Annotated in this window: 12 protein-coding genes and 2 pseudogenes; 10 read left to right on the top strand and 4 right to left on the bottom strand. The window is 40.4% G+C overall.

Annotation, left to right across the window (positions count from 1 at the left end):
- A partial coding sequence (locus BSAG_RS21165; RefSeq protein ID WP_008997298.1) for a transposase occupies positions 1-959 on the top strand: 959 nt, incomplete at its 5' end.
- A gap of 415 nt (positions 960-1374) precedes the next feature.
- Here BSAG_RS21165 and BSAG_RS21160 read toward each other — a convergent pair.
- Positions 1375-2421: a FecR family protein gene (locus BSAG_RS21160; RefSeq protein WP_008017939.1), complete on the bottom strand. Its 1047-nt coding sequence runs from the start codon at positions 2419-2421 to the stop codon at positions 1375-1377.
- 54 nt (positions 2422-2475) lie between these two features.
- Positions 2476-3063 carry an RNA polymerase sigma-70 factor gene (locus tag BSAG_RS21155; RefSeq protein ID WP_004310625.1) on the bottom strand — a complete coding sequence of 196 codons (588 nt, stop codon included), beginning with the start codon at positions 3061-3063 and terminating at the stop codon, positions 2476-2478.
- Between the two features lie 327 nt (positions 3064-3390).
- Here BSAG_RS21155 and BSAG_RS21150 point away from each other — a divergent pair, with 327 nt between their 5' ends.
- From BSAG_RS21150 to BSAG_RS21115, 8 genes are all read left to right on the top strand, one after another.
- Positions 3391-6807, top strand: coding sequence for a SusC/RagA family TonB-linked outer membrane protein (locus BSAG_RS21150; RefSeq protein WP_004315173.1), 3417 nt, complete (start codon positions 3391-3393; stop codon positions 6805-6807).
- 32 nt (positions 6808-6839) lie between these two features.
- Complete coding sequence (locus tag BSAG_RS21145; protein WP_008645075.1) at positions 6840-8483, top strand: RagB/SusD family nutrient uptake outer membrane protein; 1644 nt, start codon at positions 6840-6842, stop codon at positions 8481-8483.
- Positions 8483-9898: a DUF5125 domain-containing protein gene (locus BSAG_RS21140; protein WP_008771281.1), complete on the top strand. Its 1416-nt coding sequence runs from the start codon at positions 8483-8485 to the stop codon at positions 9896-9898. Before BSAG_RS21145 ends, BSAG_RS21140 begins: the two co-directional genes overlap by 1 nt.
- Before the next feature lie 46 nt (positions 9899-9944).
- Positions 9945-11423, top strand: a complete 1479-nt coding sequence (locus BSAG_RS21135) for a BACON domain-containing protein (protein ID WP_004315170.1) — start codon at positions 9945-9947, stop codon at positions 11421-11423.
- Between the two features lie 34 nt (positions 11424-11457).
- Positions 11458-12531, top strand: a complete 1074-nt coding sequence (locus BSAG_RS21130; protein ID WP_004315169.1) for a cellulase family glycosylhydrolase — start codon at positions 11458-11460, stop codon at positions 12529-12531.
- Between the two features lie 7 nt (positions 12532-12538).
- Positions 12539-15064 (top strand): family 20 glycosylhydrolase, encoded by a 2526-nt coding sequence (locus BSAG_RS21125; RefSeq protein ID WP_008997299.1) that lies wholly within the window; start codon positions 12539-12541, stop codon positions 15062-15064.
- A 242-nt stretch (positions 15065-15306) separates the two neighbouring features.
- Positions 15307-19332 (top strand): hybrid sensor histidine kinase/response regulator transcription factor, encoded by a 4026-nt coding sequence (locus BSAG_RS21120; RefSeq protein ID WP_004315167.1) that lies wholly within the window; start codon positions 15307-15309, stop codon positions 19330-19332.
- A gap of 70 nt (positions 19333-19402) precedes the next feature.
- The gene (locus BSAG_RS21115) at positions 19403-20689 is read left to right on the top strand and encodes a histidine-type phosphatase (RefSeq protein ID WP_008771284.1); all 1287 of its coding nucleotides are present in this window, start codon (positions 19403-19405) and stop codon (positions 20687-20689) included.
- A gap of 61 nt (positions 20690-20750) precedes the next feature.
- Here the strand turns inward: BSAG_RS21115 and BSAG_RS21110 are convergent, their stop codons facing one another.
- Positions 20751-22265, bottom strand: a complete 1515-nt coding sequence (locus BSAG_RS21110; RefSeq protein WP_004307059.1) for an SLC13 family permease — start codon at positions 22263-22265, stop codon at positions 20751-20753.
- A gap of 188 nt (positions 22266-22453) precedes the next feature.
- Between BSAG_RS21110 and BSAG_RS21105 the strand changes: the two are divergent.
- A pseudogene (locus BSAG_RS21105) lies at positions 22454-22852 on the top strand (sigma factor); the annotation flags it as partial.
- A 36-nt stretch (positions 22853-22888) separates the two neighbouring features.
- On the opposite strand, the pseudogene BSAG_RS23755 reads toward BSAG_RS21105, so the two are convergent.
- Positions 22889-23141, bottom strand: a pseudogene (locus BSAG_RS23755) (IS4 family transposase); the annotation flags it as partial.

Genomic DNA, 23141 nt, shown 5'->3' on the forward strand with positions numbered 1-23141 from the left:
TTCTTGCCGAGCATTGGACACCTTATCTTGAGAACCTTCATGTCTGTATGACCGATGCCACCTGTTATGAAAGTCATCTGCGTTTCCCTACTGATACCAAACTCTTATGGGAAGGTATTGTATGGCTTCATCGTCATCTGTGCAAACATTGCCAGACCTTGCACATACAACGTCCCCGTAACAAGTATCTTGATGTACGCCGTGCCTATCTTGCTTATAGCAAACTGCGTAAACGCAAGAAATCACAGACTCGTATGATTACACGAAGGTTACTTCAGTTATTGGAAAAGTTACTTGACCAGCTGGAGCTGCTTCATTCATCCTACAGGAACAGGCTTACACTATCCTCTGATTACCAAAGACGTTTCTCGGTCATACAGACAGTCCTTGAGCAAGGGAAGAATTTATTTGCAGGCAAAAAAGTGTCCAACCGTATCGTGAGTATCGACCGGCATTACCTTCGCCCCATTATCAGAGGCAAGGAAACCAAATCCGTTGAATTCGGAGCCAAAGTCAACAATATACAGATAGACGGAATCTCCTTTATAGAACATATCTCCTTTAAGGCTTTTAACGAAGGAGTACGTTTGAAAGACTGTATTCATCTGCAACAACAACTGACCGGGGTTAGGGTTAAGGCGCTTGCGGCGGATTCAATCTATGCCAATAATGCCAACCGGAAATTTTGTACAAAATATCATATAAGTACTTCCTTTAAGCGTAAGGGCAGAGCTGCCAAAGATGAGCCGCTTCGGAAAATCTTACGGTCGGAACTCAGCCGTGAAAGAGCTACCCGCCTGGAAGGAAGTTTTGGAACGCAGAAACAACATTACTCACTGGCCAGGATAAAAGCTAGAAACAGGAAAACGGAAGTACTTTGGATTTTCTTTGGGATACATACAGCCAATGCGGTATGTATGATAGAAAAGGTCGAAAAGAAAAAAAGAAAGGCAGCATAATCTAACTAAAATAACAGGAAAAACAGGAGAGGTTTTAACTTCCCCTAAAAAAGACATGTACATAATGCATGGGTGGGAAGGAAAAAATAAGAATATGTAAACAATATTCTACAAAAAAGATAGAAGACTGGGAGAGTTGAACGAAAAAATCAAGAGAAAAGCTCACGTAAAGCAAAGCTTTTCTCTTGATTTTTTAGAAAGAGGAACATTTACTGAATATCCCATAGTAGAGAAGAAAAAAAGATACTGCAAGAATAAATTGTACGACACCCGGGTCTCATGATGCTTGACACCCGGGTGTCAGCATGTTCAACACCCGGGTGTCGGTGTGCATGAGACCCGGGTGTCGTACAACTTAATACTACCAAATGAAATTAATTTGAAGCCATACGATTAAGTTTGTACTAATACAAACTTATTTCCGTACAATCCTACTCACCTCTATACGCTGCTTTTCAAACTTCTCATTATTGGTGTTGCGGTTACTAACCTCTTTACAGCGAATAGGTGCACTCATTTCAAGCAAGCGCAAAATCTCATTTAAAGATTCACCTTCAAAAGTCGCTTTATAGGAATACTTTCCTAATTCAGCGTCTTTCAGAATAAATTCCACGTTATAAGTCTGTCCCAAACGCTTGAATACATATTCCAGCGGGTCATCTCTAAAAATGAGTATTCCATCTTTCCATGAGCACCATTTATAAGTATTGGTTTTATTGACGTTATATAAAGAAGTGGCCAGATTATAGTCAATTTTCTCTCCCGGTGAAAGGGAAATCGTCTTTTTCTGGTCAAGAGTGACTGCGACCTTTCCTTTTACTAACGTCACTGCTGCTACATGATCCGGAGCGTATGCGTTCACATTGAATGCTGTGCCGGTAGCTTCTACAGTCAGTTGTTTGGTTTTTACGATGAAGGGATGCTTTTTATCGGATTCTACTTCAAAATAGGCTTCACCCTGCATCGAAACAACTCTTTGCTTATCATTGAATTGAGTCGGATACTTTAAAGAACTTCCGGCATTTAGCCAAACCTTAGAACCGTCAGGCAGATTAACTACCGACCAAGTGCCATAAGGAGTGAATAACTCCTGATAAGTCTCTGCAATTTGAGAAGCGGGTTTAAAATAAAGATAAGCAGATAATATCAGTAAAGGAAGAAGCAAGATAGCTGCCACTTGCTGCCAATAGTGCAGGAAGGACAACTTAGGACGAACGGAAACCGGCTGGTTTGGATGGAGAATTTGCTCCATTACTTTTCTGTGCGCATTGTCCACATCTATCTCTTCCGGATTAAAAGCCGGGTGACTGACTTCCCACACATTCTTTTGTGATAGAAAGCTCCTATAGTTTTCGGGAGTAGCCGATATCCAATCATCCAGTACCTTTATTTCTTCTGGTGTAGCCTCTTTCGAGAGATATCTGGAGATTATAATTTCTATGTCTGAATCTTTATTTATCATAATGCATTTTACCTTATATATAATAGACGTTTCAGAAAGAAAATCCCACATTCATTAGTGGAAAAGAAATAAAAAAAGTAGTAAATAAAAATCTTTTAATAAGATGCGGAGCTGCTTCAATGCTTTGCTGATACGTACTTCTACCGTTCTGACAGAGATATTCAGGCGATTGGCTATTTCCTGATATTTAATATTTTCTAATCGGCTCATCTCGAACACTTCTCTTTCTTGAGGAGGTAATTGTTCCAATGCATTTTTAAGTTGCCGGCATAAATCAGAATACAGTATGTAGTTTTCTGTCGTATCTATATCTATAGAATCCGATTTAAGTTCGTAAGCAATGTGTTCATCTATAATCCTGCGATGGCGTAATTCGTCCAGACAGTAATTCCTGACCGCTTTCAGTAAATATGATTTTAGTGAGTTCTCAATTACCAATGATTTCCGGTCATTCCATAGTTTGAGAAAGATATTTTGCACAATATCTTCACAGGTAGATTTCTCCGGAATGTAAGTACCGCCAAACAATACCAAATCTTTATAATAAGCATGGAATAGTCGGGTAAAAGCCTGTTTATCATCCTGTTTTAGTGCTATTACCAGAAAACGGTCGTCGGAAGTCTGTTGTTGGATATTCGGCATAGTATTGTAGTAAAGGTTCTATTGTCGGGGGTAAAAATAGAAAGATTATTTGGGATAAACGATAGTTTGAAGAAAAAATAATGCAGATGAAAAAATAATGCGATATCCAATGTGGCTTTTATTTTTAGAAACGTCTTATTGATAGAAACGAGAGAAAAACACATTTATTAACCTTTAAATAATATAAGCCATGAGAAAGACATAATCAGTGAATTCAGCTTCCGACAACTGATAAAAAAAGGAAGGTCTGACTCACCTTCCTTTCCAAAGATTCAGTTATTCGTTAATCAACTTATTTGTAGAACCAATAACCAAACATGTAAAGGTATGAAACTTATTTCAATTAGAAAAATGAAAAAGAGAATTAATGTACCTGCGAATGTAAAAATGGGGAGAATCTGTGCTATATGGTTGTTTTGTATAGCTTTGCAAGCTATCTGTATACCTATCCTGGCACAATCCGCCAAAATTACATTGCGACTGAAAAATGTGACTGTAGAGGAGGTCCTGACTAGTATCGAAAATCAGACAGAATATCGTTTCTTATACAACAAAGACATTGTTGATGTAAGTCGTATAGTAAGCATTACTGTGAAAAATGAACGGATGACTCTGGTACTGGATAAACTTTTTAAAGGCGAAGGAGTATCTTATACGATTGAAAAACGTCAGATTGTATTAAACAAAGTTTCATCTCAACCACAGGATAACAAACAGCCGGTCAAAGTGACCGGAAAGGTAGTGGACGAATCCGGAGAGGTTCTTCCGGGAGTGACTGTGATGATAGAAGGGGCTACTCAAGGAACCATTACCGGTATAGATGGCAATTACCAGTTGCAAGTTCCGGAAGGCTCGACACTGAAATTTACTTCAATAGGTTACACTACATATACGCAGAAAATTACCCGACCGATGACGTTGAATGTGACGATGAAAGAAGATTCAAAACAGTTGGATGAAGTTGTTGTGGTGGGGTATGGGACGACCACCCGTAAGAATCTGACAACTTCCATTGCAACGGTAAAAACGGAAAAAATATCGCGAGCCGCAACAAGTAATATGTCACAGATGTTGCTTGGGCGGGCTGCCGGACTGGAAGCTACGTTGACAAGCCCGCAACCGGGTGGAGCAGTTGACCTTTCAATTCGTGGGGCAGGTACTCCTATCTTTATAGTGGATGGCGTAATGATGCCTTCCACTTCTTTAGAGGTTGGAAACGGAAACCAGGTTATGCCCAACTCTATCAATCGTTCGGGATTGGCCGGACTTAATCCTGCCGATATTGAATCTATCGAAGTGTTAAAGGATGCATCTGCCTCCATTTATGGAATTGGTGCAGCCAATGGTGTCGTTTTAATCACTACAAAGAAAGGTACTGAAACTCGTCCCCAAATCACTTATGAAGGAAATTATTCTATCGTGAAAAACTATCCGTATCTGGAACCTTTGAGTGGGGAAGAATATATGAATGTTGCCAACATTTTCAATAAAGAAAACTATTTATTTACGAACGGTATGTATCCTTATGGTGATAAACCTTTTGATAATAAATGGGTACCTCAATTCTCACCTCAACAGATAGCTGCCGCTCAAACAACAGACTGGCTGGATTGTGTATTAAAGGATGGCAGCATCAATAATCATAATATCACAATTACGGGTGGTTCTAAACTGCTGAAATATTATCTGTCCGGAAATTATTACAAACAGGAAGGTACAGTAGAAAACTCTGCTATGGAACGTTATGCTCTTCGGACAAACATATCTTCACAATTGCTTCCATTTCTTAAGTTGACAGCAATTGTCAATGTAAATGAAAATGAATATACAAATTCAACTTCCGGTGGCGGAGGTGGTGGAAATGGGTACGATGCCATACAATCAGCATTGACTTATCCTTCTTATTTACCGATCAGAGGTGAGGACGGAAAACCTACCTTATATTCAAATTACCCTAACCCGGCCGAAATGATAAAAGTTAGTGACCGGACTAAAACAAGCGGTTATTATCTAAACTTTGCTGCCGATGTAGATATAATCAAGGATATGTTGTCCTTCCGTTTGATGTATGGCATTAATAAGGAGAATGCTAATCGTAATCTGTATATTCCTTCTGATATATATTTTATGGACATGTATAAATCAAGAGGGCATTTGGGATATGTTGAACGTAGAAACCAAACTATGGAAGGCACGTTGACTTTCAAAAAGCAGTTTGGAGATTTGTTACGTGTCGATGCCGTAGTCGGTATGGGAAGATATACGAACGATTCAAATGGTCTTGAACTTGACTACGAACAGATTAACGATCACATTGCAGCTGATAAGGTGGAAGCTGCGGAAGGCGCTTTCTACCCGACTTCTTTCAGGGCAGCCGATGAACGTCGTTCTCAATTTGCCAGGGCAAGTGTGGATGTGCTCGACAGATATGTGGTTGCCGCTACTATTCGTCGCGATGGAACGGATAAGTTTTTCCCGGGAAAGAAATATGCCTATTTCCCTTCAGTGTCATTGGCCTGGAAATTATCTAACGAGCCGTTTATGAAGCATATATCATGGATTGACCAGTTGAAGATTCGTGGTAGTTATGGACAGACAGGTAATGATAATCTGGGTAGTTCGCTTTATGGCACTTTCAGTCTGGCAGCCCAATATATCAAGTTCTCTAACAATTCAGTGACTTATGTGCCCTATCTGCTTAGCGGTCCTGATTACCCGAATGTTACCTGGGAAAAGACTACCATGAAAAATATAGGTATAGACTTTTCAGTCCTGAAAGATAGAATCTGGGGAAGTTTTGATATGTTCCGCAATGATGTAACCAACTTGCTGGGATATGACTCTGCCTCTCCGCTTAGTATGACATCTTCCGTCCCGATGAATTATGGACATTATGTACGTTACGGATGGGATGCGACTATCAACTCACTAAACTTTGAAATCCCCCGTGTGTTTAAGTGGACCTCACAATTGACCTTATCACATCATAATGCCGTTTGGAAAGAACGGATGCCCAACTATTATTATGAAGAATATCGAATCCGCAAGAACGAACCGGTGAATGCTTATTATTACTATGAAACGGAAGGCGTTATCAACATAGATAAAAGCAATATGCCCGAATCGCAGAAATCTTTGCCGGCAGATGCGCAACAGCCCGGTTATCCGATTATTAAGGATGCAAATGGGGATAACAAAATAACGATTGATGATGTGAAGATGCGGAATACACTTCCAAAAATTCACATAGGCTTTGGAAATACATTTGTATACAAAGATTTTGATCTGGATGTATTTATGTATGGACAATTCGGACGTACACGCTATAACTATGCATATCGTTGGGCACTTGTCGGAGATGTGTATTACACGAGTCCCAAGAATTCGAACAAATATGTATATACTATCTGGAATTCTCAAACCAATCAGAATGGAAATCGGCGTGGTATTGCTTCAACAAAGGCTGTCGCTTTGCCTGGTAACGTAGGTTTTGAGGAAGATTATCAGAATGCTTCGTTCGTACGTGTCAGGAATATCACTTTAGGATATAACCTTTCAGGAAAGAAGCTGGGAAGAGTAGGTGATTATGTGAGTTCTATCAGAGTTTTTGTCGACTGTCAGAATCCGTTTACTTTTACCAAGTTTGTAGGTGTCGATCCTGAAATAAAGACGGGTGGCGACGGCTCCAAAGCGGAGTATCCGATGACGAGAACATACTCCTTCGGAGCAAAAATATGTTTCTAAGAAAACCTGTAACGAAAGAAAAGATTGAAAATATGAACAAGAATAAATTATTTAAGGTGTTTGTCATGATTGCATTTATCATGTGCAGTTGTGAGGATAATTTTGATCCGAAGATGTATGGCACGTTGAATGTTTCTAATTATCCGGTGACTGAAGCCGAATACGAATCATTTATGATGACCTGCTATATGCCTTTTACGACAACATGGACCTATTGGATCGGTGCCGGAACAAGTGGCAATCAGCACGGTTGGTATATCCCTGCCGGAGGTGTACTGAAGTTCTTTGATTATCCGACAGATGAGGTGGCTGTGTGGAATAATGGTTGGGGAGGCGGATATTATTTCCTTTCTAAAGCCGATTTCAGTCAGTGTGTTTATTACGCAAGCGGTACATTAAGCGATGAAAACCCGAACCACTTTCCGAAAGTAAGTGAGATTTCCTACTTCACCAATGTGATCGGCACACTGGAGAAGGCTTCTACCGAAGTGGTCTCCGAAGAGCGTAAAAGAGAATTTATTGCTGAAGCCCGTCTTTGTCGTGGATTGATGATGTATTATTTATTGCATGTATATGGTCCTGTTCCTTTGATTGTCGATCCGAACGACCTGATTAATCCTTCAAAACTGGAAAATCTGGTACGTCCGACATTGCAGCAAATGACGGAGTGGATTATGGCTGATTTTGAGTATGCTTATCAGTATATTGCAGATACACAGCCGGAACAGGGACGTTACAATAAAGACTATGCACGTGTATGCATCATGCGGCATTGCTTGAATGAAGGCTATTATATGTCCGGTTATTATCAGAAAGCGATTGATATGTATAACGAGTTGAAGGGACGGTATAGTCTTTTCAAGAAAGGGGACAATCCTTATATCGAGCAATTTAAAAATGCCAATAACTTTAATTCGGAAGTGATTATGGCTGTCAGTTGTGATGAAACGGCGGACGGTACGAATAAGTCCGGCAACTTTAACCCGCTGATGATGCTCGCTACTCCCGATAATGCAGCTCGAGTGGACGATCAGGGAAATCCTACTCCTTTCTATCTGCAAGGGCAGGGATGGGGGCAAACTTTCAATGTGTCTCCGAAATTTTGGGATACGTATGATCCTTCGGACAAACGTCGTGAAGTGATCCTGACCAAATATTATACGACTGCAGGAACCTGGATTGACCGGAATACTACTACATGGGACGGGTTTATCATTAATAAATTCCCGGTGGAAACAGCTACGGCTTTTCAGGGGACTGATATACCGTTAGCCCGTTGGGCAGATGTATTGCTTATGTATGCGGAAGCCGAAGTACGTAAAAACAATGCAGCTCCGTCCGCTGACGCTATAGCCGCGGTCAATGAGGTGCGTAAGCGTGCCGGACTGGGTGATCTTCCGTCATCGGCAACAGCGAATGTTGAAGCTTTCCTGGATGCTTTACTTACGGAAAGAGGACATGAAATGTTGTATGAAGGGATGCGTAAAATAGATCTCATCCGTTTTAATCAGTATGCGCAGCGTACAGCGAAGATCAAAGGAGTGGCTCCTACACATCAATATGTGCCTATTCCTAATTATGCGGTTCAACAAGCTTCGGAATCTTATGGAAAAGTGTTGGTACAGACATTTGAACGTGAGGGATGGAAAGCGGATCTTGCGGCAGCTCGCAATTAATGTCATCATTCATTATTGTTAAACTAGAGATCTTAAGAAAAATGAAAAAGATATATGTATTATTCATGTCGTCGTTATTGCTCCTTTCGTGTGCAAAAGATGATGTTAGTAAGCCAAGTGAATGGCCGGAGTGGCCTACACCTTCAAAACCTAAAATAGAAAATGCCGTATTGCGGGGAGTGAATGGTGAAACGGTTGTGGCGGCTGGTGATAAAGTGAAGTTCACCGCACAAGTCAGTGATGAATATAATGATTTGGTTTCATTCCAATTATTAGTGACAATGGATGGAGCCGAAATCTTGAATTTGTCTAAAGGATTGAGCGGACGTTCTGCGGTTATTGAAGAGGAAGCTACTTTACCTTTTGTTGCCGGTTTCCAGAATGGACGTCCTGTGGTGACTATAAAAGCTGTAAACGATTTAGGTGGCAATGAATCGACTCTGACTTTGGATGAGGCCGCAAGTGTGGCGGTGACCCGTCCGGAAACACCTTCCCAATTATACCTTGTTGATGATTTGGGAAATGTGTATGAAATGGACAAGGAGAGTCAGAATGAAACGGATTATAGTTTCCGGACGAGTGCGGCGGATTTGGCAGGGATTGGCGACCATTTTAAAGTTGCCGAAAAGATAATAAATAATAAACCTGATTATTCCGGTTTGGTATGGGGATATTCAGTCGATAAGATCGCGATTGTGACTGATGATGCAGCTACTTCGATTCCGACTCCTAAGGTAGGGAGTTATACATTGGAGAATATCACTTTTGATATGTTGAGTTTTCTGGCTGATAAGACTTTGACATACAGCATTGATATTGATAAGTCCCGCTTCTTTGATGTGGGAGGAGGATATGTCCAGTTGGATGTTCAGTTGGTAGAAAGTGCCAAGATTAATTTTATAGGTTTTGGTAGTGATGTCACCAATATGCTCCGGCCGGAATTCTTTAAAGATGTTTCAGGGAGCAAAGCAAAATTCGATGGTCCGTCGGTACTTTATAACTTGAAATATAATACATCAAATGGTTTTATGTATATGGAACGTCCGCGGGATGTTTTTTATCCGGAGGTGATGTATATTCTCGGTACTGGAGTCGGATTTCCACGCGAACCTTATGTGGCTACGCTTGCTTGGGACTTCGCATATCCTCACCAATGGTTCTTCTTTAAAAAGGTCGGTGCAAGTGCCTTTGATGCAGTCGTTTACATTGACCAAACTATGGGATTTAAGTTCTATCGGGGATATGGTTGGGCGCAAGAGGAGGACACGAAGAATCTATATACGGTTGAGCCTGCTAACCTAATAACGAGAAACGCTCCCGGTGATTTGATTCCCGGTCCTGATTTTAAAGCCGGACTTTATACGATACATATTGATAAAGCCAGTGAAGTGATACGATTGACTCCTTACAATTAAGAGGGGAGCATGATTAATAGTCTTTAATTTAATATTCAATAGAATTATGTATATATCAATGAAAACATATAGTAAGAAATTTCTGGTTACGTTCTTTTTCTCGATGTTGCCAATGTTATTAATGTCTTGTTCGATGGATCCGGAGAAAGCCTCTTTTTCTATTTCCGGGAATTTGGAGAAGTTACAGATCGGTAATGACGGTTTTACGGAGGTCTATTCGATAAAATCTAATACGGAATGGAAATTTGTAAACGAGACGGATCAGTCTTGGGTTACCGTCTCACCGGCCAAAGGAAGTGGAAACGGAACTGTGACAATTACTGCAAATGCAAATACAGGAACCGGACGTACGGCTGTATTCCGCGTAGTACCTAATGGAGTAAAGACACAAGAAATTGAGATCATTCAGGGTAATTCTTATATCCCTACAACTGATGGAGAATTCCCGATTATAGCATGGACCGGAGTGGAAGCAGACAAGTCGCTGGAGAAATTCCCGGTGATGAAAGCATCCGGCATTAATATTTATCTGGGATGGTACGATGATTTGGAAACAACATTGAAGGTGCTTGACGCCGCACAGAAGACCGGAGTGAAAATGATAACTTCTTGTAAGGATCTCTTGTCTGTCGCTACTGCCGAAGAGGTTGTAAAAGCGATGATGAATCATCCGGCTTTGTATGCCTATCATTTGAAGGATGAACCGGAAGTGAATGATTTGCCGGGCTTGGGCGAATTGGTGAAGAAGATTAAAACCATCGACAGTCATCATCCTTGTTATATCAACTTGTACCCCAATTGGGCATGGGGGAAAGAACTTTATTCTGAAAATGTAAAGTCGTTTATAGAACAAGTCCCTGTTCCGTTTATTTCGTTTGACAATTATCCTATTGTATCTATAAATGGTGCTCCCAGCATTGTCCGTCCGGACTGGTATCGGAATCTGGAAGAAATATCGGCTGCTGCTAAAGAGAATAATAAGCCGTTCTGGGCATTTGCACTTGCACTTTCCCATAAGCTTGATGAAACTCATTTTTATAAGATACCGACATTGCCCGAGTTGAGATTACAAGTCTTCAGTGATTTAGCTTATGGTGCGCAGGCAATCCAGTATTTTACCTATCGCGGACTTCAACATGACGAACCGACTGAAGTGTATGATTTGGTCAAGACTGTTAATCAGGAAGTACAGCGACTTGCGGGTATATTCTTGGGAGCACAGGTTATTTCAGTATCTCACACCGGAAGTGAAATACCTGAAGGCACGAAGGCTTTGGGAAGTCTGCCGACTCCTATAAAATCATTGACTACGAGTGATACAGGTGCTGTTGTCTCTGTCCTGGAGAAAGGTGGTAATCAATATCTTGTGGTAGTAAATAGAGATTTTCGTAATGTGATGAACCTGTCTATCGATGTGGATAGTTCTGTTAACAGAGTGTTGAAAAATGGTTCAACGACTACTCCGGACGGCTCTACGATAGCAGTCGAACCGGGTGATATGGTAATATTTACGTGGAGAAAATAAAAAGATTTTTAATTTGATAAAGTAAAACGATTATATGAAAAAGATATTACTTTCCTTTTTTATTGGTGTTATGTTGATTGCCTGCAACCAGAAAACTGTCTCTGTTCGTGAGGTCTGGACGAAAGAGCAGGCTAATGAGTGGTATAAACAATGGGGATGGCTTCGTGGATGCGATTTTATTCCAAGCACGGCAATCAACCAAATGGAGATGTGGCAGGCAGATACTTTTGATCCGGTGACTATTGATCGTGAACTGGGGTGGGCGGAAGAAATAGGCATGAACTGTATGCGCGTATATTTGCATCACCTGGTTTGGGAAACAGATAAGGAAGGCTTTAAGAAACGTATCAATGAATACCTTACTATTGCCGACAAGCATCATATCTCTACCATCTTCGTCTTCCTGGATGATTGTTGGAATCCTGTATATCAGGCTGGCAAACAGCCGGAACCACAGCCGGGAGTACACAATTCGGGATGGGCACGTGACCCGGGTGATCTGTATTATAAAGGCGATACGGCAGTGATACTTCCGATATTGGAAAGCTATGTGAAAGATATCCTGACTACCTTTAAGGATGATAAGAGAATCGTATTATGGGACTTATATAATGAACCCGGAGGTTCGGGAGGATATAGATACGGTGAAAGAAGTTTGCCGTTATTGCAGAAGATATTTACGTGGGGACGAACGGTGAATCCGTCACAACCTCTGTCGGCCGGAGTTTGGGATATGAGCCTGACTAATCTGAATAAGTTCCAATTGGAAAATTCGGATGTGATAACATACCACACGTATGAAGGCGTGAATTCGCATCAGCAACTCATTGATACATTGAAGCAATACGGTCGCCCGATGATTTGTACAGAATATATGGCACGTACTCAAAATAGTACTTTCCAGGATATTATGCCAATGCTGAAGAGAGAAAATATCGGTGCAATCAACTGGGGACTTGTAGCCGGAAAAACAAATACGATCTTTGCATGGGACACTCCATTGCCTGATGTTGTTGAACCTCCATTGTGGTTCCATGATATATTCCGTAGTGATGGAACCCCTTATTCGACAGAAGAAGTGGAATGTATTCGTTCATTAACTAAATAATTCCCTTATGATAACTATGAGGAATATATGGATAATGATGTTGGGGATATGCCTGTTTGGTTGCGGGGCTGGTAAACAGCCCCCTTCCTCACAGCTATCCTTAACATGGAAACTGGAAAAAGATAGTGTGGAAGCCAGATATTTTAAGAATACATTCTGCCTGACGAATAATGGGAATAAATCCTTGACTAATAATTGGGTGATCTATTTTAATCAGACACCTATTTATTATCAGCAACCTATTAATGCACCGCTGGAAATTGAATGTTTGGGTTCGACTTACTATAAAATGTACCCCACTGAACACTACCAGGCATTGCCACCGGGTGAAACAATCACTTTTACCATATTGAGTGAAGGAAATGTGATTAATGTGTCCTCGGTTCCTGAAGGGGCCTATGTGATAACTACCGATGAAAAAGGAAAACCGTTACAACCGCAAAATGTCCCCATTGAGATCGAGCTTTTTAAGCCCGATACCCAATGGGTTAGCTCGAGGGATAGCTTTCCCTATGCAGATGGGAATTATTTCTATAAGCAGAATGATGATTTCAGCAAACCGGTAGATTGTGATATGCTTTCTCTTTTTCCTGCTCCTAAAAAAGTGGAAAAGACGGGCGGGGTTTCTTCTTTCTCTCAAAAAGTCTGTCTGAAGTTTGATGATGCGTTTAAAGAGGAAGCTCTTTTATTGAAAAGTCAATTGACTTCATTATTAAGATGTAGCGTTTCCGATAAGGATGAAGAAACAATCATTGAATTGAAGAAAATGGAGGTTCCTATTACCTGTCAATATCCCGATGAATATTACGAAATCGTGATAAAGAATAACCGGTTGACTTTGAAAGCTAGTGATACACATGGCATATTTAATGCTTGTCAAACATTGCTTGCCTTATTAGATAACATGGAACTAACTTCTTCTCCGCTACCTAATCTTCATATTACCGATTATCCGGACATGGGGCATCGGGGAATTATGTTGGATGTAGCCCGCAACTTTACAAAGAAAGCGGATCTGCTGAAACTGATCGATATATTATCATTCTATAAGATGAATGTACTGCATTTGCATTTGAGTGACGATGAGGCCTGGCGTGTGGAAATACCCGGATTGGAGGAATTGACAGAAATAGCTTCTCGCAGAGGACATACCATAGATGAACAGACATGTCTTTATCCTGCGTATGCCTGGGGATGGAATGAGACAGATACTACTTCATTGGCCAATGGATATTATTCTCGCAGTGACTTCATGGATATTCTGAAATATGCGAAAGAAAGGCATATCAGAGTTATTCCCGAAATAGACATTCCCGGACATTCCCGGGCAGCGATTAAAGCCATGAATGCCCGTTATCAGAAATATATAGATACAGACCAATCGAAAGCGGAAGAATATCTTTTGACTGACTTTGCAGATACTTCCCAATATCTGTCTGCACAAAATTTTACAGACAATGTGATTAATGTTGCCATGCCTTCCACTTATCATTTTCTTGAAAAAGTGATTGACGAAATCGTACGGATGTATCAGGATGCAGGAGTAGAACTGACTGCTTTCCATGTGGGTGGAGATGAAGTGCCGGAAGGTATTTGGGAAGGTTCTTCTATCTGCCGCACTTTTATGCAAGAGAACGGACTGACTAAGATACGGGATCTGAAGGATTATTTTCTGGAACAAATATTGGAAATGCTGGACAAACGTAACATACAGGCAGTCGGATGGCAGGACATTGTTATGAATCCTGATAATACCGTTAACGAACATTTCAAAAACAGTAAGGTCTTAAATTATTGTTGGAACACTATTCCGGAGCAGGGTGGGGATGAAGTACCGTATAAGCTAGCTAATGCGGGCTACCCGATTATACTCTGTAATGTGGGTAACTTCTATTTGGATATGGCCTATTGCTATCATGTGGAGGAACCGGGATTGCGTTGGGGCGGTTATGTGGATGAATATGTGACGTTTGATATGTTGCCTTTTGATATTTATAAGTCTTTACGACGGAATTTGAAAGGTGAACCTGTTGATGTGAAAGCTGCTTCAAACGGAAAACAACCCTTGACAAAGGAAGGTTATCAGAATATCAAAGGTCTATCCGGACAAATATGGTCGGAAACAATCCGTAGTTTTGAACAGGTAGAATATTATCTTTTCCCAAAAGTCTTCGGATTGGCAGAACGTGCTTGGAATGTTCAACCATCGTGGGCATTATCTCCGGACGGCAAAGTATATATGGATGCCAAACGGAAATACAATGCCGGTATTATAGATTATGAGTTGCCACGTTTGGCAAAGCGAGGAATAAATTTCCGGGTGTCTCCTCCCGGTATTATGACAAGGGATGGATTACTACTGGCTAATACTGCCATTCCCAATGCGGTAATCCGGTACACAACCGATGGAAGTGAGCCTACGGAAAGTTCCATAGAATGGCAAACTCCGGTAGTATGCAATGCTCCACTGATAAAAGCAAAGGCTTTCTATCTAGGAAAAGAGAGTGTAACTACCGTATTGTTTAATAGATGATATATAAATAAAAAGCTATTTTAATAATGTTAGAATAGCTTTTTATTTATGCATTTATGAAATTTTACATATTAAGGGGCTGCTGAAATTCTAGCTCTTCTTTACAATATTCAACAAATTTAAAACTGGAAATATGACTATTAATATTAATTGATGGTTGAAATATGAATACATTTTCGACTTGCGTTTTAATTAATTTTTTCATATTTTTGCAGAGTATTTTTTGAATATTAGTGAAAGACATGAGTAATTTTGTAAAAATGAGAGGATTCTTTTTGTTTGTGTTTCTTCTCATTAATTGTACTGTAAGCAAGGGACAGATTTATAAGTACATAGGACTGGAAGACGGGTTGAATAATCAGAAAATATACCATATCCAAAAAGACCGACGGGGGTATATGTGGTTTCTGACTCAAGAAGGGATAGACCGTTATGATGGCAAACATATCAAGCATTACAACTTTTCAGACGATAACATGACGTTGGATTCACGGATTGCCTTGAATTGGCTTTATATGGACAACAGAAATGTATTATGGGTAATTGGTCAGAAAGGTCGTATTTTTAGGTATGATTCGCAGCATGACAAGTTTGAACTGGCTTATGTACATCCGGAGCTGATCAGAAATAAGTCGCAAGCATTTCTGAATTATGGTTATTTGGACAAGAATGACCGTATATGGTTGTGCTGTAAAGATAGCATTACCTGGTATGATACCCATACCGGGACAGTGTTAAATATGTCGGTGCCGGTCAACGGCGAAATAACTACCATTGAACAGACAGATGGTAATCATTTTTTTATAGGTACGGGAAGTGGTTTATTTCGTGCCGGAATAGAAGAGGGGAAGTTAAGGCTGGTTCCTGATGAAGCGGTGGAAAGCATCGCTCCGGTACATGAACTTTATTACCATGCTGTTTCAAAACAGTTATTTGTGGGAAACTATAAAGAGGGAATACTTATATATGACATGGGGGGAACAGGAAAAATCATCTCTTGTCAATTCCCCAATCATGTAGAGGTTAACCAGATTGCTGCTTTAAACGCTCATGAACTTCTAGTGGCTACTGGGGGAAAAGGTGTATATAAGCTGGATGTGAATACATACATGAGTGAACCCTATATAACAGCTGATTATAGCAGTTATAACGGGATGAATGGAAATAATATTAATGATGTCTATGTGGATGAAGAAGATCGCATCTGGCTCGCAAATTATCCCACCGGCATTACAATCCGTAACAACCGTTATGGAAGTTATGACCTGATAAGACATTCTCTTGGTAATACCCGGTCACTGGTGAACGATCAGGTTCATGATGTGGTGGAGGATAGTGACGGTGACCTTTGGTTTGTAACCAGTAACGGTATCAGTTTCTATCAGACTGATACAAAAGAATGGCGTTCCTTCTTTAGTTCCTTTGATCCGGTACCGAATGATGAGAATCACATTTTTTTAGCGCTGTGTGAAGTCTCTCCCGGTGTAATGTGGGCTGGTGGTTATACATCGGGTATTTACAAGATAGAGAAGAAGAAAGGGTTTAAGGTAACTTATCTTTCTCCTGCTGCCATTGCAGGAGTACGTCCCGATCAATATATTTATGACATTAAAAAAGATTCGGGAGGTGATATCTGGTCCGGTGGATATTATCATCTGAAGCGTATCAATCTTGAGACTAAAAATATGCGTTTATATCCGGGAGTAAGTTCTATTACTACCATTCAGGAGAAGGATGACCGGCTGATGTGGATTGGTACGCGAATGGGACTCTACCTGCTTGATAAAGAATCCGGAATTTACCGGTATATTGATCTGCCTGTTGAATCTCCCTATATATGTGCATTATACCAGAGAGAAGACGGTATCTTGTATATCGGTACCCGTGGAGCCGGACTCCTTGTTTATGACATTAATAAGAAAAAGTTTATCCATCAATATCGTACTGATAACTGTGCGTTGATTTCCGACAATATTTATACAATTCTTCCGCGTCAGGACGAGAGTCTTCTGATGGGTACGGAGACCGGTATTACAATCTATTCTCCCCAGAAACATTCTTTTCGTAACTGGACACGTGAACAAGGATTGATGAGTGTCAGTTTTAATGCAGGTTCTGCCACGACCTGCAATAAAAGCATGCTTGTTTTCGGTGGTAATGATGGTGCTGTTAAATTTCCGACAGACATACAGATACCGGAACCGCATTATTCACGTTTGTTGCTGCGCGATTTTATGATAGCTTATCATCCCGTTTACCCGGGTGATGACGGATCTCCTTTGAAAAAGGACATTGACGAAACTGACCGGCTGGAACTAGCCTACGGACAAAATACTTTTTCCCTTGATGTAGCTTCCATTAATTATGATTATCCTTCCAACATTCTTTATTCATGGAAGATTGACGGTTATCATAAAGAGTGGAGCCGTCCGAGTCAGGATAACCGGATTCTTGTCAGAAATCTGCCTCCTGGCAGTTATACGTTGCAAATTCGCGCCATATCCAATGAAGAGAAGTATAAGACCTATGAGACTAGGAACATTCAGATCGTTATAACCCCTCCAGTATGGGCCAGTTTGTGGGCTATGGTGGGATATGCAATTCTGTTGGTATTGGTTATGATTATCATCTTTCGTATCATCATGTTGCAAAAGCAGAAGAAAGTGTCGGATGAGAAGACACGGTTCTTCATTAATACGGCTCATGACATACGTACGCCGCTTACGTTGATAAAAGCTCCGCTGGAGGAAGTCATAGAAAATCGTATGGTGACCGAACAGGCGTTACCCCATATGAATATGGCTCTTAAGAATGTAAATACATTGCTTCAGCTGACAACGAACTTGATAAATTTCGAACGGATAGATGTCTATTCATCCACTCTTTATGTTTCCGAGTATGAGCTGAATACTTTTATGAATGATGTTTGTGCTGCTTTTCGCAAATATGCTGAAATGAAACATGTCAGGTTTGTTTATGAAAGCAATTTTGACTATCTGAATGTGTGGTTTGATAGTGACAAGATGGGATCTATTCTGAAAAATATCTTGTCGAATGCATTGAAGTATACACCTGAAGAAGGTAGTGTCTGCATTTCCGCTTGTGAGGAAGGAAACACGTGGAGCATTGAGGTGAAAGATACGGGAATTGGTATTCCTTCGTGCGAACAGAAGAAATTGTTCAGGAACTGTTTTAGAGGTAGCAATGTTGTCAATCTAAAAGTGACAGGTAGCGGAATAGGGCTGATGTTGGTATACAAACTAGTCAAATTACATAAAGGCAAGATTCAGATTCAGAGCAATGAACAACAAGGCACTTGTGTACGAGTTACTTTCCCGAAAGGAAATAGCCATCTTCATAAAGCTAAATTTATTTCTCCCAAGCTGCCGGATGAACGTCCGGAGACTATCATACCGGGTAGTATTTCTGATTTGCCGGCTATGGAAATATCCCAGATAAACAGTTCCTTACAACGGATCCTGATAGTGGAGGATAATGATGATTTGCGCAATTATCTGGTGGATATGCTGAAGACGAGTTATAATATTCAGGCTTGTCCGAATGGAAAGGATGCACTTATCATAATCAGGGAATTTAATCCGGATCTTGTTATATCCGATATAATGATGCCTGAAATGAGCGGAGATGAACTTTGTTCAGCGATAAAAGGGGATCTTGAGATGTCTCATATTCCGGTCGTTTTGCTGACAGCATTGGGAGACGAGAAGAATATGCTAGAAGGGCTGGAAATCGGAGCGGATGCTTATATCACCAAGCCTTTCAGTGTAGGAATACTCAAGGCAACGATTAAGAATTTGCTGGCGAATCGTGCTTTGCTCCGTCAGGTTTATAATAGTATCGAAGAGGAAGAACAGAAATTTGCGGTTAATTGTACTAATACTCTGGACTGGAAATTTATTGCTTCGGTCAAGGAATGTATAGAGAAGAACATGAGTGATCCGGATTTTAATGTAGAAATGCTTAGCAGTCGCCATCACATGAGCCGTACGAGTTTCTTTAATAAATTAAAGGTCTTGACAGGTTATGCTCCGGCTGATTATATCCGGATGATACGTTTGCAACATGCTGCACAATTGCTAAAGCAGGGCGAATATACAATAGCGGAAATTACCGATAGGGTCGGGTTCTCGGATGCGAAATATTTCCGTGAGGTATTTAAAAAGTATTATGGTGTAAGTCCGAGCAAATATGGAGATTCGGAAAATACAGAACCTTGTCCGGCAAGCAATTTAAAAAATGAGAAATAGTAGGCAGCGTATATAAACATTGTTCTATGCCCGGTTGTTATGTTTGGCAAACAAATATATATTCTGCCGGATGAGAGCAATATTGATATTTTTAGCTGGTCTGCTTTTCCCTATAACTTTTTTATTCGGGCAAAGTGCAATTCAGAAATATGCAGGAACGGCTATGCCGTATCCTTTGATAAAGAATCTGCCTGTTTTGAACCATGATGGTATGGTTCCTTTTTATATCAATCATTTAGGAAGGCACGGAGCACGGTTCCCGACTTCGGGAAAAGCATTAGAGAAGGTTAGAAATGTGCTTATATTGGCGGAGCAGGAAAACAGATTGACTGTAAAAGGTCAGGAACTGCTTGCTACGGTATTACGGCTGTCCGAAGCTTTCGAAGGACGATGGGGAGAATTGTCGGCAGTAGGAGAGCAGGAACAAAAGGGAATAGCAGAGCGTATGCTATTGCGTTATCCTGAAATATTTGTAGATTCGGCGCGAATTGAAGCGATAGCTTCCTATATTCCTCGTTGTATTAGTAGTATGGATGCTTTTCTTTCTGGTATGGAAAAACAGGATTCCTCATTGGTAATAAAGAAAAGTGCAGGAAAGCAATATAACCCACTTCTTCGTTTTTTTGATTTGAACAAGCCTTATGTTTATTATAAAGAGAAAGGTGACTGGATTTCTTTGTATGAATCATTTGTGCAAGATAAGATAGTTTTTACACCTGTCATGAAAAGGATTTTTCTCACCTCAGGACAAGAAACAGAACAGGAAAAACGGGAGTTTGTCATGGCTTTGTTCTCAATAGCAGCTATACTTCCTGATACAGGCTTATCTTTTAATATGAAAGGTATTCTCAATGATAAAGAATGGTATGGTTATTGGCAAACACAAAACTTGCGGCAATATCTGACTAAAAGTGCAGCGCCAGTTGGAAATATGTTGCCGGTTGCAATTGCATGGCCGTTACTTTCAGAGTTTATTCAAACGACAGAACAGGCAATTAACGGGCAATCGGACAATCGGGTGAATCTTCGTTTTGCGCATGCAGAGACTATTATTCCTTTTGTTGCGTTGATGGGTATAGGAAAAACGGATATACAGATAGTATCACCTGATTCCGTATCCATTTATTGGCAAGATTATGAGATTGCTCCGATGGCAGCTAATGTGCAATGGGTGTTTTATCGTGATAAGGACTGTCAAGTCTGGGTCAAAATACTTTTGAATGAGCAAGAAGCAACCATTCCGGTGGTCACATCCTTTTTCCCATATTATCGGTGGGAAGAAGTATGCCACTATCTGAAACAACGGATAGCAATATCAAAAGAGATTCTTTCCAGGTTTTCAAGTAAAACTGATTAGCAAAAAGCCCTATAAGAATGATTGCTTCTCACAGGGCTTATTTGTATGGAAAGAGTATTTTTTATAATAATTTGTTGGAGCCAAGTATAATCAACATGGTATATCCCAATATCAGTCCGATGATTCCCATGATTATTCCGACTTTTTCCATATCCTTTTGCTGAATCATGCCTGTGGCATGTGCCAATGCGTTGGGAGGAGTACTGATAGGCAATATCATTGCTAATGATGAACCGATTGCCACTCCGATCAATAAAGTCTCTACTCCACCTAAGGAAGATAGGTTCTCACGCATGCTGCTTCCTGCAATGGCTAGGATGGGGACGAGCAATGCTGCCGTAGCTGTATGTGAGATGAAATTAGCCATAGCATAACAAATAAGTCCGGAGCCGACAATCATTAATACAGGAGGCCATGTGTTGAATGGGATAGCTTCAATCATATGTTTCGCCAGTCCGGTTTCTTGTAAAGCAACGCCCAGGGCGAAGCCGCCGGCTACCATCCAGAGTACGCTCCAACTGATTTCTTCCAGATCGCGTTTGGTGATGACTCCCGTTATACAGAAAACGGCTACCGGAATCATAGCTACTACATTAGAGTTTACTCCCGTTACCTTGTCAAACATCCAAAGTATGACTGTGATAGCAAAAGTGATATAAACCACAATGGAACGCCAGTCTTTTTTGGCTTCACCTTCAATTTGTAATTCAATATTTTTTTGTTTAAAGGGAAACAATCGTAAAAGTATGAACCAAGCGATAAACAATACAATAATAGTATAGGGTAACATAAAACTCATCCATTCTCCGAAACCGATATTCAGGTTCAGTCCCTCCGGATCATTCAGGTATTTTAAGGCAATTGCGTTGGGCGGTGTGCCGATAGGAGTTCCCATGCCACCCACATTAGCAGCTACAGGAATAGCCATAGCCAGACCAATTTTTCCTTTACCGTCTGCCGGAAGTACTTTTAATACAGGAGTTAGGAAAGTGAGCATCATGGCAGCTGTAGCCGTGTTGCTAAGGAACATTGAAAATACAGCTGTAACAAGAATAAATCCTAATAGTACATAGCGTGATTGGGTTCCGAAAGGTCTTAGCATGACGCGTGCCAACAATACGTCCAATCCGCTTTTGGTTGCTGCGATGGCAAGTATGAACCCACCAATAAATAACATAATGATTGGATCGGCAAAGCAATGCATAATGGATTTATATTTGACAGTCTGTCCCAATTCTTCTGTTGAGATTCCTTGAGTAAGGAACCATAAGCTGCTATCGGAAACGGTGAGTAACAATAAAACGACAATCAATACAGAAGTGGTCCATGCAGGGACAGCCTCGAATACCCACATCAGTGTGGCAAAAATAAAGATAGAAATAAGTCTTTGTTCTATAACTGTTAACCCTTCTATACCAAATGTGTCAATAGGGAGGAGCCATAAAATAAGGGAAAGGGTAATAGCTACGGTTAGCTTTATACATCTGGCCACTGTCTGATTTTTTGCCAACCGTTTGGCTTTCTTTAAGTCCTGATAAGCTTCCACTAGATGGAAGCCGTGAAAAATCTTGTACATAATACTAGTTTAAGATAAAATTAAAAAAACGGTGCAAAAATAACTTTTTATTCTATATCTCGTAAATCAACGAGAGAAGTTTTTTATAATTCTTTTGGATTGTGATGTCCTTGAAGATATTAATATGGATATTAGGTAGTCTGCTGCAATTTCTCTAAATTTGTGCCATTAACTCGACTAATACATTCATGGAGCACACTGAAACTTTAATAGTAGAGCAGTTGAAGATAGGTAACGAAGACGCCTATCAATACATCTATGACCATCATTATGCTCTGCTGTGTCATGTCGCGAGTGGCTATGTAAAAGATCAATTCCTCGCGGAAACCATTGTCGGGGATACTATTTTTCATTTATGGGAGATTCGTGAAACGTTAGCGATTTCCGTTTCTATCCGTAGCTATTTGGTGAGAGCCGTCCGTAATCGTTGTATCAACTATCTGAATTCTGAATGGGAAAAGCGTGAGATCGCGTTTTCATCTCTAATGCCTGATGAGATAACAGACGATAAAATGACGATCTCCGATTCGCATCCGTTAGGTGCATTGCTGGAGCGTGAACTGGAAGAGGAAATATATAAAGCCATTCACTAGTGTCCCGTTAAAATCGGGACGAGTTATTAATTAATCAAATAATCCCGGAATAAGGGGATTAAATTGTTCTTTGACATCATTGAAATTAGTCTTATTAAACAGCTCTTGTAAAGGCGTTTTATCTGTTAATGAGATGCTAAGAATCTGCAAGACCTCATAAGTTGAACGATTCAGTTGCATATCATATTGTACAATAGCTACTAAACAATAGGTGATGATAGCAACACTAATCTGTATTCGAACCGCATTCTCGGTAGTACCCCAGAACCTTTTTATCTTAAGG

The organism is Bacteroides sp. D1 (genome assembly GCF_000157095.2).
GTDB classification, from domain to species: Bacteria; Bacteroidota; Bacteroidia; order Bacteroidales; family Bacteroidaceae; genus Bacteroides; species Bacteroides xylanisolvens.